The organism is Stenotrophomonas sp. 63632_Sma (genome assembly GCF_056482875.1).
The window spans coordinates 32,037-48,406 of the sequence record NZ_CM151220.1; the positions used below are offsets into that span (position 1 = coordinate 32,037).

14 protein-coding genes are annotated in these 16,370 nt (G+C 68.1%); 9 read left to right on the forward strand and 5 right to left on the reverse strand.

The window, feature by feature from the left end:
- Positions 1-19 precede the first annotated feature (19 nt).
- Positions 20-1,075: a LacI family DNA-binding transcriptional regulator gene (locus tag ACZK45_RS00145; RefSeq protein WP_032129266.1), complete on the forward strand. Its 1,056-nt coding sequence runs from the start codon at positions 20-22 to the stop codon at positions 1,073-1,075.
- A 105-nt stretch (positions 1,076-1,180) separates the two neighbouring features.
- Here ACZK45_RS00145 and phhA read toward each other — a convergent pair whose 3' ends face one another.
- Positions 1,181-2,074, reverse strand: coding sequence for a phenylalanine 4-monooxygenase (phhA, locus tag ACZK45_RS00150; protein ID WP_071228653.1), 894 nt, complete (start codon positions 2,072-2,074; stop codon positions 1,181-1,183).
- 125 nt (positions 2,075-2,199) lie between these two features.
- Here phhA and ACZK45_RS00155 point away from each other — a divergent pair, with 125 nt between their 5' ends.
- Together ACZK45_RS00155 and ACZK45_RS00160 are read left to right on the forward strand one after the other, a co-directional pair.
- Positions 2,200-2,682: an Lrp/AsnC family transcriptional regulator gene (locus ACZK45_RS00155; protein WP_004153377.1), complete on the forward strand. Its 483-nt coding sequence runs from the start codon at positions 2,200-2,202 to the stop codon at positions 2,680-2,682.
- Between the two features lie 87 nt (positions 2,683-2,769).
- Positions 2,770-4,770, forward strand: a complete 2,001-nt coding sequence (locus ACZK45_RS00160; protein ID WP_478445262.1) for a hypothetical protein — start codon at positions 2,770-2,772, stop codon at positions 4,768-4,770.
- Between the two features lie 39 nt (positions 4,771-4,809).
- On the opposite strand, the gene ACZK45_RS00165 is transcribed toward ACZK45_RS00160, so the two are convergent.
- Both ACZK45_RS00165 and ACZK45_RS00170 read right to left on the reverse strand, forming a co-directional pair.
- Entirely contained in the window at positions 4,810-5,802 is a 993-nt protein-coding gene (locus tag ACZK45_RS00165; protein ID WP_019337382.1) for a patatin-like phospholipase family protein, read from the reverse strand.
- Between the two features lie 230 nt (positions 5,803-6,032).
- The gene (locus tag ACZK45_RS00170; protein WP_032129262.1) at positions 6,033-7,049 is read right to left on the reverse strand and encodes a TIGR00266 family protein; all 1,017 of its coding nucleotides are present in this window, start codon (positions 7,047-7,049) and stop codon (positions 6,033-6,035) included.
- Positions 7,050-7,208: 159 nt separating this feature from the next.
- On the opposite strand from ACZK45_RS00170, the gene ACZK45_RS00175 reads away from it, so the two are divergent.
- Positions 7,209-9,482, forward strand: a complete 2,274-nt coding sequence (locus tag ACZK45_RS00175; RefSeq protein WP_478445263.1) for a TonB-dependent receptor — start codon at positions 7,209-7,211, stop codon at positions 9,480-9,482.
- 112 nt (positions 9,483-9,594) lie between these two features.
- Here ACZK45_RS00175 and ACZK45_RS00180 read toward each other — a convergent pair whose 3' ends face one another.
- Positions 9,595-10,434 (reverse strand): acid phosphatase, encoded by an 840-nt coding sequence (locus tag ACZK45_RS00180; RefSeq protein ID WP_049399001.1) that lies wholly within the window; start codon positions 10,432-10,434, stop codon positions 9,595-9,597.
- Positions 10,435-10,696: 262 nt separating this feature from the next.
- On the opposite strand from ACZK45_RS00180, the gene ACZK45_RS00185 reads away from it, so the two are divergent.
- Positions 10,697-11,575: a hypothetical protein gene (locus ACZK45_RS00185; protein ID WP_478445264.1), complete on the forward strand. Its 879-nt coding sequence runs from the start codon at positions 10,697-10,699 to the stop codon at positions 11,573-11,575.
- A gap of 11 nt (positions 11,576-11,586) precedes the next feature.
- Positions 11,587-12,789 carry a DUF4785 domain-containing protein gene (locus tag ACZK45_RS00190; protein ID WP_478445265.1) on the forward strand — a complete coding sequence of 401 codons (1,203 nt, stop codon included), beginning with the start codon at positions 11,587-11,589 and terminating at the stop codon, positions 12,787-12,789.
- Between the two features lie 143 nt (positions 12,790-12,932).
- On the opposite strand, the gene ACZK45_RS00195 is transcribed toward ACZK45_RS00190, so the two are convergent.
- Entirely contained in the window at positions 12,933-13,754 is an 822-nt protein-coding gene (locus tag ACZK45_RS00195; RefSeq protein WP_032128676.1) for an ABC transporter ATP-binding protein, read from the reverse strand.
- 151 nt (positions 13,755-13,905) lie between these two features.
- Here ACZK45_RS00195 and ACZK45_RS00200 point away from each other — a divergent pair, with 151 nt between their 5' ends.
- From ACZK45_RS00200 to mutM, 3 genes are read left to right on the forward strand one after another with little or no spacing between them, the layout of a single operon-like run.
- Positions 13,906-15,108 carry a DesA family fatty acid desaturase gene (locus ACZK45_RS00200; protein WP_032128677.1) on the forward strand — a complete coding sequence of 401 codons (1,203 nt, stop codon included), beginning with the start codon at positions 13,906-13,908 and terminating at the stop codon, positions 15,106-15,108.
- The gene (locus ACZK45_RS00205) at positions 15,105-15,437 is read left to right on the forward strand and encodes an EF-hand domain-containing protein (protein ID WP_049462410.1); all 333 of its coding nucleotides are present in this window, start codon (positions 15,105-15,107) and stop codon (positions 15,435-15,437) included. The genes ACZK45_RS00200 and ACZK45_RS00205 overlap by 4 nt, the downstream gene beginning before the upstream one ends.
- Before the next feature lie 19 nt (positions 15,438-15,456).
- Positions 15,457-16,269 (forward strand): bifunctional DNA-formamidopyrimidine glycosylase/DNA-(apurinic or apyrimidinic site) lyase, encoded by an 813-nt coding sequence (mutM, locus tag ACZK45_RS00210; RefSeq protein ID WP_478445266.1) that lies wholly within the window; start codon positions 15,457-15,459, stop codon positions 16,267-16,269.
- Positions 16,270-16,370: the final 101 nt, after the last annotated feature.

Genomic DNA, 16,370 nt, shown 5'->3' on the forward strand with positions numbered 1-16,370 from the left:
GACTTACCTGGTTCTATACATGTCAGTGCGAATTATTAGCGATGCCGCGTTGCCGGCATCGAAGGGCAAGGCTGCCACGATCAACGACATCGCACGACTGTCGGGAGTTTCCAAGAAAACGGTTTCAAGAATCATCAACAACTCGCCGCTGGTGCGCAAAGACACCCGCGACAAGGTCGAGGCGTTGATGCGCGAGGTCGGTTACGTGCCCGACCCCCTGGCGCGCGGCCTCGCGTTCCGCCGCTCCTTCCTGATCGGCCTGGTGTATGACGACCCGGGCGCCCAATGCATCGTCGACCTGCAGCACGGCGCGCTGGAAGCGCTGCGCGGCACCGGCTATGAACTGGTCGTGCATCCCTGCGACAGCTTGGCTCCGGACTGTGCGTACGGCGTACGGCGCTTCGTGCAGCAGCAGAAGCTGCACGGCGTGATCCTGGGCCCGCGTGCCTCCGAGTCGGCTGCGTTGACGGAGATGCTCGACGGCATTGAATGCCGCTACGTCCGCATCAACGCGCATGTGTCGGATGACGAGGCACAGGCCGTGGTCACCCATGATCGCGACGGTGCAGCCGCGGCAGCGGGCTACCTGCTCTCGCTCGGCCACCGCGACATCGCGGTGATTGCCGGTCCGGGCGACCGCCGTACTGCACGCGAGCGCACCCATGGCTTCCTCGACCGGCTGGCGCAGGTGGGCCTGACCCTGCCGGGTGAACGCGTGCTGGAAGCGGGCGATACGTTCGAGTCGGGCGTGCATGCCGCCGAACGGCTGCTGATGGGCGGACAACGCCCCAGTGCGATCTTTGCCGGCAACGACGAAATGGCTGCCGGCGTGTATCAGGTGGCGTTGCGTGCGGGCATCGCGGTGCCGCAGCAGTTGTCGATCGTCAGCTACGACGACAGCCCGCTGGCGTCGCGGCTGTGGCCGCCGCTGACCTCGGTGCGTCGCCATGTGTCCGACATCGGACGCATGGCGGCGGCGATGCTGGTGCAGGCCGACGTGCCGGATGCGCCGACCGCAACCAGCGTGCATCCGCAATTGATGGTGCGCGGTTCCTGCCGGGCCGTGGACGCCTGATTGCCCTGCCCTCGCCTGCACCGCCGTAACGGTGCAGGCAGGCAGCAACGAAAACGGCGCATCCAGGTGCGCCGTTTTCAGTACGAAGCGGTGTGTGCCGTTCGCCTACACGTCGCCGCCGTCGGCCCAGCCTTCGCCGGTGCCCTTCTGGAACACGCGGTCATCGCGCTGCACATCGCCCGCCGGCAGATGCGCCTGATCAGACAGCGCCGCGTAGATCGGGGTGAAGTCCGGCGAGGTCGCCTGCATCAGCTGTTCGAAACTGTCGATGACGAAGTAGGTCTTCTGGAAGGTGTCGATGCGGTACTTGGTACGCATGATCCGCTGCAGGTCGAAGCCGATGCGGTTGGGCGCGGCCGATTCCAGCGAGTACAGCGATTCGCCCTTCGACGACACGATGCCGGCGCCGTAGATGCGCAGGCCGTCGGGCGTATCGATCAGGCCGAACTCCACCGTGTACCAGTACAGGCGGGTCAGGTTCTGCAGCGCATCCGGGCCGATCGCGTGGGCTTTGACGCCGCCACGGCCGTACGCCTCCATGTAGTCGGCGAACACCGGGTTCATCAGCAGCGGCACATGGCCGAACAGATCGTGGAACAGGTCCGGTTCGGCGATGTAATCGATCTGGTCCGGGCGACGGATCCACCAGGTCACCGGGAAACGACGGTTGGCCAGGTGGTCGAAGAAGTCCAGTTCCGGCAGCAGGCCTTCCACGCCGACCAGGGTCCAGCCGGTGGCGGCGCCGAGCACTTCGTTGAGCTGGTCGAAGCGCGGAATCATGTGCGCGCTCATGCCCATCTCGTCCTGTGCATCCAGGAATTCCTGGCAGGCGCGGCCGACCAGCAGTTCGCGCTGGCGCTGGTACAGCGTGCTCCAGGTGGCGTGGTCGTCGGCGCTGTAGGTGTCCCACGGCTGCTCGACGAGCGCGGTGGTATACACCGGCACGTAGCCCTTGTCGGTCTGCTGGTGTTCGACGCGGCGGGGCTGGGCGAGGTCCATGGGGCACTCCGGGATGAGATACCCACGATGCTAGGGCAGGGCGCGCGCAACAGGGTTGCAAAAGTTGCGCCGATTGGCCTTGTTGGCGCAATATCCTTGCGTACTCACCATGTTGCGGGGCAACAATGGCCGGAGAAGTCCAGTTCGATCGCACGGATATACGTCTGCTGGCTGAAATCCAGCGGGATGGGCGCGCCACCAACGCCGAGCTGGCGACGCGGGTGAACCTCTCGCCCTCGGCCTGCCTGCGTCGCCTGCAGCGGTTGGAAAGCGAGGGCGTGATCGTCGGCTATGGCGCGCGGCTGGAGCCACGGCAGCTGCGGCTGGGCCTGCAGGCCTTCGTGCGCGTGCAGCTGGAAAAGCACGACCAGGCCGCCATCGGCCACTTCGTGGACAGCGTGCAGGGCTGGGATGAAGTGGTGGCCTGCCATGCACTGACCGGCGACATGGACTACCTGCTGCACGTCTACGTGCGCGACCTGGAGCACTTCTCGCACTTCCTGCTGGACCGGCTGCTCAATGCCGGCGGCGTGGCCGATGCCAATTCCAGCTTCGTGCTGCGCACGGTGAAGGGCTTCCAGGCATTGCCGCTTTCGCAGCTGGAATGAACGCGCCGCTGCGATTTGACGGCGCCGGGCGGGTAGCCGAGCATCTCCGCCCTGCGCGCGTCGCAGCGTTCCTTTCCGGTTCCACGCATGTCCGAACTCCAGCACCCGCTGCCCACCACCACGTTCCTGCCGCTGCAGCGCAAGTCGCTGGCGCGCTACGTCGCCCATGGCACGCCACCGCCGACCGCAGTGGAGCAGGCCGGACTGATGGCCGCGCAGCTGTGCCGGACGCGCCTGCATCCAGCAGCCGAGATCGAGCGCCTGCTGCATGATGCCTGCGCGTTGTTTGCCGGCAACGAAGGCGCAGCTGCACAACTGGCTGGCCCCGGTGGCGGTGGCCAGCCGGAGCTGGATGCCTGGCTGACCGCATTGGTTGCCCACGGCGTGCTGCTGGCACCGGCGGAGATCCTGCAGGACGTCATCGCGCAGTCGCCACGGGAGTATCCGGGCCTGGCCCTGCAGCAGGCCTGCCAGGAAACCCTGGTCGAACATGAGATCCGCTTTCCCGCCACCATTTCCAGTGACGATGACGAGGCCACGCAGGATGAGGTTGTCGCCGAGGATGCGCGGTCGGTCGAGCACCTTGGCCTGTACACCTCCGAGCAGGCCCGCGTGCTGCGCGCCATCGCCGCCAACCCCGATGAGCTGATCGACCTCGATGGCTATGCCGGCACCGGCAAGGGCCACCTGGTGCTGGCGCTGATGGAGGCGCGGCCGGGCCGCTACACCTACGTGGCACCCTCGCGTGGGCAGGTGGAAGCCTTCCGCGCCCGCGTGCCGACCAGCACTGCGGTGCGCCTGCTGACCCAGATCGAGTTCGCCAACCGCGTGGCCCAGCACGCCGCGCGCAGCGGCCAGACCGGTGGCTTCGTTGCCAGCTACCGGCGCAGCACCCGTACTCCGCGCGAGATTGCCGGCCGCATCGGGCTGCAGGGCATCGGTGGGCGCAGCCCGGAGCAGGTGCTGCTGACCGCGTTCGAGGCCATCAACCGTTGGTGCGCCTCGTCCGCGCCGCGCATGGCCTTCCAGCATTTCGACCGTTCGGTGCCTGCCGCGATGCTCGATGTGTCGCCGTACATGGCGGCCGCCGAGCACGTCTGGCGCTGCATGTTCGACGCCGAACTGCAGCGGGGCACGCTGCTGAGCCTCAGCCCGGCGCACATCGGCAAGTGGTTGGCCCTGCGCGGCGTCACCCCGCCGCTGGACATGGGCATGCTGCTGGTGGACGAGGCGCATGACCTGAGCCCGTCGTGGAAGCAGTTGCTGGCCGGCCATGCGCCTGGCGTGGTCAGCCTGGGTGATCCGCACCAGTGCCTGACCGGTACGGTGCCGCGCTGGGCCGCGTCGAAGGTGCTGGAAATGCACCAGTCGGTGCGCCAGGGCAACCAGGTCGAGGGCCTGGTCAACCAGACCCTGGCACTGGATGGACTGGGCCAGGACAGTGGGCCGTTCGTCGGTGCCACCGACCGCGCCACCGGTGTGCTGCATTACCGCGACTGGGCGCAGGTGCCGAGCGAGGGCCTGCGCATCCATGGCAGCGTCGCCGATCTGGCCCTGGACGCGGCACAGCTGCACGCACTCGGGCTGCGGCCCTACCTGCATCCGGCATCGCTGCGCGCGCTGCGCAGCGTGCTGCAGCGGCCGCTGGATGCGTGGCGCCGGCGCCGCGACAGTGCATCGGACCAGGAATGGGAGCGCTTCCTGGCCACGCAGGCCGACGAAGGGCAGGGCGCGCTGGTCGAACTGTTTGCGTCTGCCGATCGGGTGCAGTCACTGCTGCTGGCGCTTGATGACCAGGACACGCCCGCTGAAGGGCGGGTGGCGCTGTGCCTGGCCGAACACGCGAAGAACCTGCAGTTCGACGTGGTCTCGCTGTCGCCCGGTTGCTTCAGTGCGGGGCAGGGCGGGCGCATCTGGCACAACCCGGTGCGCGCGGTCTATCTGGCGCTGACCCGTGCGCGACGCCAGCTGCACGTACCGGGCGATGGCATGGAACAGCTGCAGCACACGGCGACACTGCAGGAGCAGGCACGCCAGATGCGCAGGCGCGAGCGGCAGCAGGCCAGCGGTTACCGGCCCGCGCGCTAGCACGCGCGTCGCTGTCTGGCAGCGACACGCTGGCTCAGGTCAGCACTTGTCCTTGCGGCCCATCAGCTTGCCCAGGCGCGAGGCTTCCTCGCACTTCGGCGCGGCCACCGGTGCCGGTGCGGCCGCCGCGGCACGTGCGCGCTGCAGCTGCTGGATCTTCGCGCGGATCTGCGGCATGGCTGCCATCGCGGCCTTTTCGCCTTCCAGGATGGCGGTGCCACGCTGGCTGAAATCGGCGGCGCCGATGTCCAGCACCTTCGGGCGGATGACGATGTCGGCGCGCGCCAGTTCCTGCTCGCCCAGGCGCTGGCCCATGATCGAGATGGACTGGTTGACGATGCCCAGCATGTCGGTCGGCGCCTTGCCGCTGGCCTTGCTGGAGATGTCCACGGCGATCACGAAGTCGGCGCCGAGCTGGCGCGCGGCATCCACCGGCACCGGGCTGACCACGCCGCCATCGATGTAGTTGCGGCCGCCGATCTTCACCGGTTCGAACACACCGGGAATGCTGCTGGACGCGCGCACCGCCTGGCCGACGTTGCCGCGCACGAAGATCGCACGCTCGCCGGTTTCGAGCTGGGTGGCGACGGCGGCGAACGGCTTCTTCAGTCGCTCGGCAGGACGGTTGGCGACCTGCTCGTTGACGTAGTCCTGCAGCTTCTGGCCCTGCACCAGGCCGCCGGAGAACAGGCGCACGTCGCGGATGCTGGCTTCGTCCAGCGCGACCGCCTTGCTCTGCATCTGGAACGCGTCCATGCCGCTGGCGTACAGCGCACCGACCACGCTGCCGGCGCTGGTGCCGGACACCACGGCCGGTTCGAAGCCGTTGGCCTCCAGCATCTTGATCACGCCGATGTGCGCGAAGCCCTTGGCTGCGCCACCGCCGAGGGCGATGCCGATCTTCACCGGCTTGGCCTGCGGCACCACGGTCGGCGCCGGCGGCGGTGTGGGGCGGACCGGGTCGCCACCGCAGCCGGCCAGCAGGCCGATCAGGGCGACGGACAGCAGCATGCGGGGGCGGAACAGGCTCATCGGCAGTGCGCTCGCGGCGCCGGATTCAGGAAAGGGCGCCAGCATACCGAAGCCGTGGCGGGGCGGGCAGGGTGGGAAACATCGCCCATTCATAAAGGTAGTACCGCTGGCCGGCAATCATTGGGAACCTGGCAACGGTCCATGAGGCTGCCGGCCAGCGGCCGGCACTACCGGGATGCGCGCCAAGGTCCATGAGGTTGCGGGCCAGCGGCCGGCACGACCGGGGGCGGTCAGAACCGGTTGTCGCCGTCCAGCATCCGGCCCAGGCCGCCCAGCACCGAGCCTTCGCCGCGGTTCTGGCCACCGCCCTGCGGCGCGGCCATCCACATGCGGCCGGCCAGACGCGAGAACGGCAGCGACTGCAGCCAGACCTTGCCCGGACCTGTCAGCGTGGCCAGGAACACGCCTTCGCCGCCGAACAGCATGCTCTTGATGCCGGCCACCCGGCGCACATCCATGTCTACGGTCGGGTGGTAGGCCACCACGCAGCCGGTATCCACGTCCAGGCGCTCGCCCGCGGCCAGCTCGCGCTCCACCACGCAACCGCCGGCATGGATGAACACCCAGCCGTCGCCTTCCAGCTTCTGCATGATGAAACCTTCGCCGCCGAACAGGCCGGTCATGATCTTGCGCTGGAACTGCACGCCGATCTGCACGCCGCGCGCGCCGGCAAGGAAGCTGTCCTTCTGGCAGATCAGGCGGCCGCCATGCTGGTCCAGCTTCATTGCCAGCACGGTGCCGGGGTAGGGCGCGGCGAAGGCGACCTTGCCCTTGCCGTGGCCGCTCTGGGTGTAGACGGTGGCGAACAGGCTCTCGCCGGTCAGCACGCGCTTGCCGGCGGCCATCACCTTGCCCATGAAGCCGCCGCCCTGGTCGCCGTTGGCGGCGCCGAACACCGTGTCCATCTGCACGGTGGCATCCTTGAACATCAATGCGCCGGCCTCGGCAATGGCGCTCTCGCCGGGGTCGAGCTCGATCTCCACGAACTGCATTTCATGGCCGACGATGCGGAACTCGATGTCGTCGGCGCGGCCGCTGGCCGCGGCGGGGACCGGCGGCGGGGTGTTCGGCATGCCCGGGGCCGCGGACTGCAGTTCGGGCACCTCGGCAATCGAGGTCCACCCGCTCATGCCCTGGCACCAGGCCAGGGCGCGCGGGTTGGCCTGCGCATAACGGCGCGCGGCCTCGTCATCAAGCGGGCCGATACGCTCGGCCTGGGCGGAGGCATGGAAGTACCACTGGGTCATCGCGGCGGCTCTGCAGGGCTGGAAAACCTCGAGTCTAGCGAGGGCGCGGGGGCCGGGGCGACGCGGCCATGAACGGCAGGCATTTGCGGGGCAGGTGCTGTATTGCAACAATTATCTGGTAGCGCCGTTTTACCACCCCTCCAAACACAGCCTACCGCCATGTCTCCGACCCGCACTTCCCGTGGCCGCCTTCCGGTCGCGCGCCCCCTCGTTGCCGCTCTTTCCGCCCTGTTGCCGCTGGTAGCAGCCGCCCAGGAAACTCCCGCTGCCAAGGATCCGGTTGCCCTTGATGCCCTGCAGGTGACCGCGCAGCGCCGCGTCGAGAACGCCAAGGACGTGCCGGTCGCGATCAGCGCGATCCAGGGCGAGAAGCTCGATGTGCTGGGTTCGGCGGGCGACGACATCCGCTTCCTGGCCGCGCGCGTGCCCAGCCTCAACATCGAGTCGTCCTACGGCCGTGCCTTCCCGCGCTTCTACATCCGTGGCCTGGGCAACACCGACTTCGACCTCAATGCGTCGCAGCCGGTGTCGCTGGTGTACGACGACGTGGTGCAGGAAAGCCCGCTGCTGAAGGGCTTCCCGCTGTTCGACCTGGCCAATGTGGAAGTGCTGCGCGGCCCGCAGGGCACGCTGTTCGGCCGCAATACCCCGGCCGGCGTGGTCAAGTTCGATTCGGCGCGCCCGTCGCAGGATGCCGACGGCTACGTGCGCGTGGGCTATGGCAGCTACAACAGCTGGAACGTGCAGGGCGCCTATGGCGGCTCGCTGACCGACCGCTGGTCGGCACGCGTCTCGGCCATCTACCAGCGCCGTGACGACTGGGTCGACAACACCCGCGCCGGTGCGCCCAACAGCGGTTTCGAAGGTTATGACGAAGCCGCCGGCCGCGTGCAGTTCCTGTACGAAGGCGACGACTTCGAAGCACTGTTCAACCTGCACAAGCGCAAGCTCAACGGCACCGCCCGCCTGTTCCGTGCCAACATCATCCAGAAGGGTGGCAACGGCCTGGTCGAGAACTTCGATCGCGACAAGGTGGCCAACGATGGCGTCAACTTCTCCGACCTGGAAACCTGGGGCGGCAGCGCGCGCCTGCAGTGGAACCTCGGTTCGGTGACCCTGCACTCGATCACCGGTTATGAAACCGCCGAATCGCTCAATCGTGGTGACATCGACGGTGGCTACGGCGACGCATCGCTGGGCGCTGGCAACTATGGGCCGGGCTTCATCCCGTTCTCGTCGGAGTCGGCCGACGGCCTGCCGCACCATCGCCAGTGGACGCAGGAATTCCGCGTTGAATCCAACGAATGGGGCCGCTTCGACTGGCAGGCTGGCGTCTTCTATTTCGACGAAGACGTGACCATCAACAACTTCAACTACAACTCGTTGAAGCCGGGCAATCCGCAGACCGGCCACGTGGTGCAGAACCAGCGCAACAAGGCCTGGGCGGTGTTCGCCTCGGGTGACTTCGATGTCACCGACCGCTTCAAGCTGCGCGCCGGCGTGCGCTACACCCAGGACAAGAAGGACTTCAACGCCAGCGTGCTGCAGGCCGTCCTTCCGTTCGGCACCCCGGTCAGTGGCCCGTACCTGGCCAACACCGACGTCAACGACGTCAGCTGGGATGTCAGCGGCGTGTACAAGCTGACCGACAACGTGAATGCCTACGCCCGCGTGGCCAAGGGCTTCCGTGCGCCGTCGATCCAGGGCCGCCTGGCCTTCGCGCCGGGCCTGTCGCAGGCCGATTCGGAGAAGGTGATCTCGTACGAAGCCGGCATCAAGGCCGACCTGTTCGAGCGCCGCGCGCGCCTGGGCCTGAGCGTGTTCCGCTACAACGTTGACGGCCAGCAGTTGATCGCGGTGGGCGGCACCAACAACACCGCCACCCTGCTCAACGCTGACAAGACCATTGGCCAGGGCGTGGAGCTGGACCTGGAAGCCTATCTGGCTGACAACGTGCTGCTGACCTTCGGCAGCAGCTACAACGACACCGAGATCAAGGACAAGGATCTGGCGGTAGCGATCTGCGGCGGTGGCTGCACCATCAACGACCCGACCACCGTCATCAACGGTGGCACCTATGCGCTGGTGAACGGCAACCCGCTGCCGCAGGCGCCGAAGTGGATCCACAACGCGACCCTGCGTGTCGGTTTCCCGCTCAGCGATGGCAGCGAGCTGTATGCCTACACCGACTGGGCCTACCGCAGCGCGGTGAACTTCTTCATCTACGAGTCGCCGGAATTCCGCGGCCGTAGTTCGCTGGAAGGCGGCCTGCGCCTGGGCTACAACTGGGATTACGGCCAGTACGACGTGGCCGTGTTCGGCCGCAACCTGACCAACCAGACCCGCGTGGTCGGCGCGATCGACTTCAACAACCTGACCGGCTTCCTCAACGAGCCGCGTACCTGGGGCGTGGAGTTCACCGCGAAGTTCTGATGCGGTTGCTGCGTTGATGCAATGAAGAAGGGCCGGCGCAATGCCGGCCCTTCTGCTTTACACCCATCGGTAGTGCCGGCCGCTGGCCGGCAACAATTGAACCGCCAGGCGCTTACAGCGCGCTCTGCGGGCGCACCTTCAGCACCGCTTCCTCGGCCGCGCAGTCGCGGCTGGAGTGCAGGCCGGCCTTGCGCGCGGCAGCGATCTCCTTGCGTGCGGCCAGCAGGTCCTTGTTGAACGCGGCGTTGTCATGCAGGCGGGCCACGGCGGCGGCGCCCATGAAGCGGCCTTCGAGGATGTCGCTCTGCCAGTGCACGTTGCAGACCAGGCGGCTCTCGCCGTAGTTGCGGCCGCGCGCCTGGATGGCATCGGCGCGATCCGGTGCGATCTCCGACAGGATCAGGGCCCAGGCCCAGCCGATCGAGGTGTGGCCAGACGGGTATGAGCCGTTCTTGCGCAGGCCTTCTTCGTCCTTCGGCGAGCAGGTCGGTTCACCGTTGACCATGAACGGGCGCGGGCGCTGGTAGTGGTTCTTGGCGGCCTTGGTGGCGGCGCTGGCGTCGATCCGGCTGCGCTCCAGCAGGCGGTACAGCGCCGGGGTCTTCACCGCATCGACGTCGATGTCGGCGGCGCAGGAGAAGTGGTTGGCGCCTTCTGGGAAGCCGAGTTCGGCATCGACACCGGCCTGGGCGAAGCGCGGGCTGCCACGCAGCGCGCGGGCTTCACGGCTGACCTGTTCGTCGAGGGCGAGGGCGGCCGAACCGGCCACCGGCGGTGCCGGCACCAGGTCGAGGCTGGCCGGTACCGCGCTCTTGTCCAGATAGCCCACCGCCTTGGTAGTGATGTTGGCTTCGACGGCGGTCGGCTTGGCGGCGGTGGCGGCACAACCGGCCAGGGCCGCGATGACGGCAAGGCCGAGCAGCGGGCGGGCAGGGTGGGAAATCAGCGACATGGACAGGCTCCGGAGGAAAAACATCGCGCCATGATCGCAGCCCGTATACGACACCGCAGTGGCCATCGGTCATACGGCCAGACCCGGCATGGTCATCCCGGTGATATGAAAAGCGTCATCGAGTGACGTCAGTCTCCTGAATCCGGGCGCAGCGCACGGACTTTCACGCGGCCGCGCCGCGAGCATCGGCACAACGGCAAGCACCAGGGGCCGTCCAGTTCCAGCCGGGTCGGGGGGATCCGTTGACAGAGGGAGAGAAGCGATGCGCAGCACCGCAACAGGAAGTACCGTCCTGGCCCTGCTCCTCGGGCTGGCAGCCGCGCCGGCTCAGGCGGCCGACGTGGTCGGCGTGGCCTTCGTGCATGGCACCGGCGCACAGACCAACGCCACCCAGGAGTACTGGCAGCCGGCGATCATCGACACCGTGCGCCAGGGCCTGCCGAACAGCAGCAACTACGTCGTCATCAACTGTGACTTCACCCAGTACATGTGGAAGCCGGAAGCGGCCGGCTGTCTGGCCAATCAGCTGACCGGCTTCATCGACAGCCGTGGCATCACCCAGCTGGTGGTGATCACCCACTCCAACGGCGGCAACGTGATGCGCTGGATCCTGTCCAACCCGACCTATGACAGCCGCTATCCGAAGATCATCCGCACGGTGCGCAAGGTCAACGCGCTGGCACCGTCTTCGGCCGGCACGCCGTTGGCCGATGCGGTGCTCAACGGCAACACCTTTGAAACCTCGCTGGGCTGGTTGCTGGGCTACAAGAACGACGCCGTGCGCCAGCAGCAGGTGGCGAGCATGGCCACCTACAACGCGCAGAACCTCTACGGCACCGCTGGCCGCCCGGCGCTGCCCAAACCGTTCCGCGCGGTGGTGGGCAGCGATGTGGAATCGGCGGTGTGGGACAGCAACAGTTACTGCGGTGGCTATGCCGCCAACGTCGGCCTGGAGTTCACCCAGAACTGGCTGTCGTCCTGCTCCGATGGCTTCCTGGAGTGCAGCAGCCAGAAGGCCGCCGGCACCACCTGGTTCACCGACAAGGCGCGCACCCAAGGCGCGGAACCACTCAGCCACAACCAGAGCCGCCGCGAGTGCTTCGGCCTCGGCACCCTGCTGCGCAACGACCTGACCCAGTGAGGGAGACGACCATGACGATTCAATCCACCCTGCTGGCCGGCGCCACCCTGGCAGTGCTGTCCCTTTCCGTAGCGCAGGCCGCGCAGCCGCTGCAGGCCGCCCGTGCGGGCGATCAGGTGCCTGCCGCCCTGGTAGCCGCGCCGCTTCCCGCCGATGAGAGCGAACACGCGCCACTGGCCTTTGCCTGGGCGCTGGACCCCGCACAACCGCTGCAGGCGGCTACGCCGTATGCATCGGTCAGCCGCAGCTACTGGCAGCAGGTTGATGGCACGCAGCTGCAGCGAGGCCTGGACCTGCCACTGACGGCGCCGGATGCGGTGATCCAGCTGAGCCCGACCGCAGGTGCCCGCGCGCTGCCGGCCAACACGCTACAGGTGCGCGACCCGGCCGGCCGCAGCAGCGTGGCGCGCAGTGTTGATGCGCGCGCGCTGCAGGACGCCGGCATGCCGGTCAGCGATGGCAGCAGTATGCTGCGTACCGGCGCGACCAGTGCCGTCGGTGCCTACACGCTGCAGAGCGCGCAGGCCCAGGGCCGCTACGTGGTACAGGTGCTGGAGCCGAACAGTCCGCTGCGGCTGGAAGTGCAGGCCAACCAGGCGCAGGTGCTGGCCGGTGGCAACGTGCAGCTGCAGGCACGCCTGCTGGAAGACGGCGCCACCACCGCGCAGCTGGCATCGCGCCGTGGCGGCCTCGGCGGAGAAGCCCTGCTGGTCGCGCCGGATGGCCGCAGCTGGCCGCAGCGGTTGCTGCGCACCACCGATGGCAGCCTGCGCGCGCAGGTGCGGATCCCCGCCGATGTCGGCAGCGTGCAGGGTCTATGGGAATTGCAGGTGTTCGCCCAGGCCGACGGTGTGCTGCGCGATGGCAAGGTCGCCTTTGCGGTGGCACGGCCGACTGCCCGCTTCAGTGGACAGGCCGCGCCGGACCCGGCCAGTCGTCAGGTGGCACTGCCGCTGCAGGTGGCCGCGGCCGGCCGCTATGAGGCGCGGGGCACGCTGTATGCCACCGCCCGCGATGGCCAGTTGAAGCCGGTCGCACAGGCACATGCGGCCGCGTGGTTCGATGGCCCGGGCGCAGGCCAGCTGGTGCTGCCGTTCGACCAGGCGGCGTTGCCGGCCGGATTCGGTGCGCCGTATGAGCTGCGCGACCTGCAGCTGCAGGACCAGAGCCGGATGGCACCGATCGAGTCGCGCGCGCTGGCATTGCGGTTCTGAGCGAAGCGGTGGCGGGCCGGAGAATCCGGCCCGCTGCCCCGCCTTCTGTAGAGCCGAGCCATGCTCGGCTGCTTCTGCTCGCGGCGAACGGCAGTCGAACATGGCTCGACTCTACAGACGGTTACGGAGAGCGATGCATCTGTCTATCCCGCGTACGCGGTCAGTCGGCCTTCCTGCTCGACCACCGTGATCGCGCCGCCGAACACCGCCGACAGCGGTTCGTTGCGCAGCAGCTCGGCGCGGGTGCCATCGGCCAGTACGCGGCCGTCGCGCAGCAGCACCACCCGCTCGATCTCGGGAATGATCTCTTCGATGTGATGGGTCACCAGCACCAGGGTGATGCCCTGCTGTGCCAACACCCGCATGGTCGCCACCAGCTGCTCGCGGGCGACCAGGTCCAAGCCGGTGGAGGGCTCATCCAGCAGCAGTGCCTGCGGCCGGTTGACCAGCGCGCGGGCGATCAGCACGCGGCGGGTCTCGCCGGCCGACAGCTCGGCGTAGGCGCGTTCACGCAGCGACAGCGCGCCGGTCATCGCCAGTGTCTCGCCGACGCGTGCACGCATGTCGGCGGTCACCTCGCGGAAGGCCGGTACCACGTAGCTGGCGAAGAAGCCGGACAGCACCGCCTGTTCCACGGTCAGCCCCGGCATGTCGGCCAGGTTGCTGCTGAGGTCGCCGGTGACGATGCCCAGCTGCGAGCGCAGCCGGTCCACCTGCCAGCGGTTCTGGCCCAGCACCTTCACCGCCACCGCGCCGTCGCCCTGGGCCAGCGGGTACAGCTCGCGGGTGATCAGCTTGATGAAGGTGGACTTGCCGCAGCCGTTGGGGCCGAGCAGGGCGGTGTGCTGGCCCTGCGCGATGCGCAGGCTGAGCCCGTGCAGCACCTTCACCTGGCCGCGTACCACGGTGGCGCGGTCCAGTTCGATCAAGGGGGGCTGCTCCGCCAGGGGCGGGGCGGCGGTCATGGCGCTGGCGCGTGGATCAAGGCTCGACAACTCAGGTCCCCAACTGTGAACGGTGCCTCGGATGGCGATGCAGAGCATCGCCGCAGGGATGCAGTTTGCAACGCAAGCGCCCATGATGTCTGCCATCCCCGCGTCGACCCGGAGAGCCGTCATGCCAGATGCCCTGATGTCCCTGTTGACCGGTGGTGTGCTCGGCCTGGGCTGGTGGGCCATGCTGGCGGTGCTGCTGGTCTTTACCCAGATCACCATCTTCTCGGTGACCTTGTACCTGCACCGCAGCCAGGCTCATCGCGGGGTCGATTTCCACCCGGCGCTGGCCCATGTGTTCCGCTTCTGGCTGTGGCTGACCACCTCGATGATTACCCGCGAGTGGGTGGCCATCCACCGCAAGCACCACGCCAAGGTGGAAACCGAGGACGACCCGCACAGCCCGGTCACCCGTGGCATCGGCAAGGTGTTCTGGCACGGCGTGGAGCTGTACCGCGAAGCGCGTGGCATGCGCGCGGACATCGAGCAGTACGGGCGCGGCACCCCGGATGATGCGATCGAGCGCCGCCTGTATACCCCGCATGCCACGTTGGGGCCGGTGCTGCTGTTCGCGATCAATACCGTGTTGTTTGGCCTGCCGGGCGTGGCCCTGTGGGCGATCCAGATGGCATGGATCCCGTTCTGGGCCGCGGGCGTGGTCAATGGCCTGGGGCACTGGTGGGGCTACCGCAACTACGAGTCCGCCGACACCTCCACCAATCTCACGCCGTGGGGGTTCTGGATCGGTGGCGAGGAGCTGCACAACAACCATCATGCCTTCCCCAGTTCGGCGCGCTTCGCGATGCGGCGCTGGGAGTTCGATATCGGCTGGAGTGCGATCCGCCTGCTGCAGGCGCTGCGCCTGGCCAAGGTGCTGCGGGTGGCGCCGGCCATGGACGTGCGCCCGAACATCGCCGTGCCCGATGCCGAAACCCTGAAGGCGCTGCTGTCGCACCGCTTCCAGGCGATGACCGATTACCAGCGCAATGTGTTCATGCCGGCCCTGCGCGAGGAAGCCGTGCAGGCCGGGGCCAAGCTGCGCCGCCTGCTGCCACGCCGGCTGCGCCGTGGCCTGGTCAACGATGGCCGCTGGCTGAAGCCGGACAGTCGTGCCCAGCTCAGCGAATGGGTGGCACAGCGCCCGCGCATCCGCACCCTGGTCGAGTACCGCGCGCGGCTGGCGGCGCTGCTCGAGGCCCGCGGCCACGATGCCGCCGAGCGCCTGCATCAGTTGCAGGCGTGGTGCCGTGAGGCCGAGGAAAGCGGGATCGCCGCGCTGCAGGCCTATGCCGCACGGTTGAAGGGCTACAGCCTGGTGGGCGCGTGAGGGCTGGGTATGGGCTTGCGTTGGCGATGCTGCTGCCGGGCGCGGCGCTGGCCCAGGTCACCGACACCACCAGCTACCTGCAGCGGATGGACAGCGATGGCGACGGCCGGGTGAGTGAATCCGAATACGTGCAGTGGATGCTGTATGCCTTCGACCGCATGGACCGCAATGGCGATGGCGTGCTGAGCGCAGACGAGCTGCCCGGCGGCAAGGGCAGGGCGATCAGCCGCGAGCAGCAGCGGCAGGTGATCGTGCAGCGTTTCCACAAGCAGGATGCCAACGGTGATGGCGTCCTGGATGCCCGTGAACTGGCGGCACCGCCACGCTGAGCGGGCGTAGAATCGGTTCATGCCTGAACTGCCCGAAGTCGAAACCACCCGCCGCGGCCTGGCGCCGCACCTGCAGGGCCGCCGCGTGCATGGCGTGATCCTGCGCCGCGCCGACCTGCGCTGGCCGATTCCGCCGGAAGTGGCCGAGCTGCTGCCGGGGCAGCGCATCGAGGAGATCCGCCGGCGCGCCAAGTACCTGCTGCTGGATACCGCCATCGGCAGCGCGGTGCTGCACCTGGGCATGTCCGGCAGCCTGCGTGTGCTGCCCGGTGATACGCCGGTACGCGCCCACGACCACGTCGACATCAGCCTGGACAACGGCCGCCTGCTGCGCTTCAACGACCCGCGCCGTTTCGGCAGCCTGCTCTGGCAGCCGGCCGGCGACATCCACCCGCTGTTGCAGGGGCTGGGCCCGGAGCCGCTGGACGACGCGTTCGACGGCAACTACCTGTTCGCCCGCAGCCGTGGCCGCAGCGCGCCGGTGAAGACCTTCCTGATGGACCAGGCGGTGGTGGTGGGCGTGGGCAACATCTACGCCGCCGAGAGCCTGTTCAAGGCCGGCATCAGTCCACTGCGCGAGGCCGGCAAGATCTCGCGCGGGCGCTATCAGCGGCTGGCCGACGCGGTGAAGGAAATCCTCGGCTACGCCATCACCCGTGGCGGCACCACGCTGCGCGATTTCATCAGCCCTGACGGCGCACCGGGCTATTTCGAACAGGAACTGCTGGTGTACGGCCGCGACGGGCTGCCCTGCCCGAACTGTGGTCGCGCGCTGAAGCACGCCACCATCGGCCAGCGCGCCAGCGTCTGGTGCAGCCATTGCCAGCGCTGAGCCGGGCGGCCAGCGGCAGCTGAACGGGCAGGGCACGTCTCCGCTGCCCGTTAACGTTTGTCTGCCTATGATGGCCGACCTTCCCTCTGTGCCTGACGCGC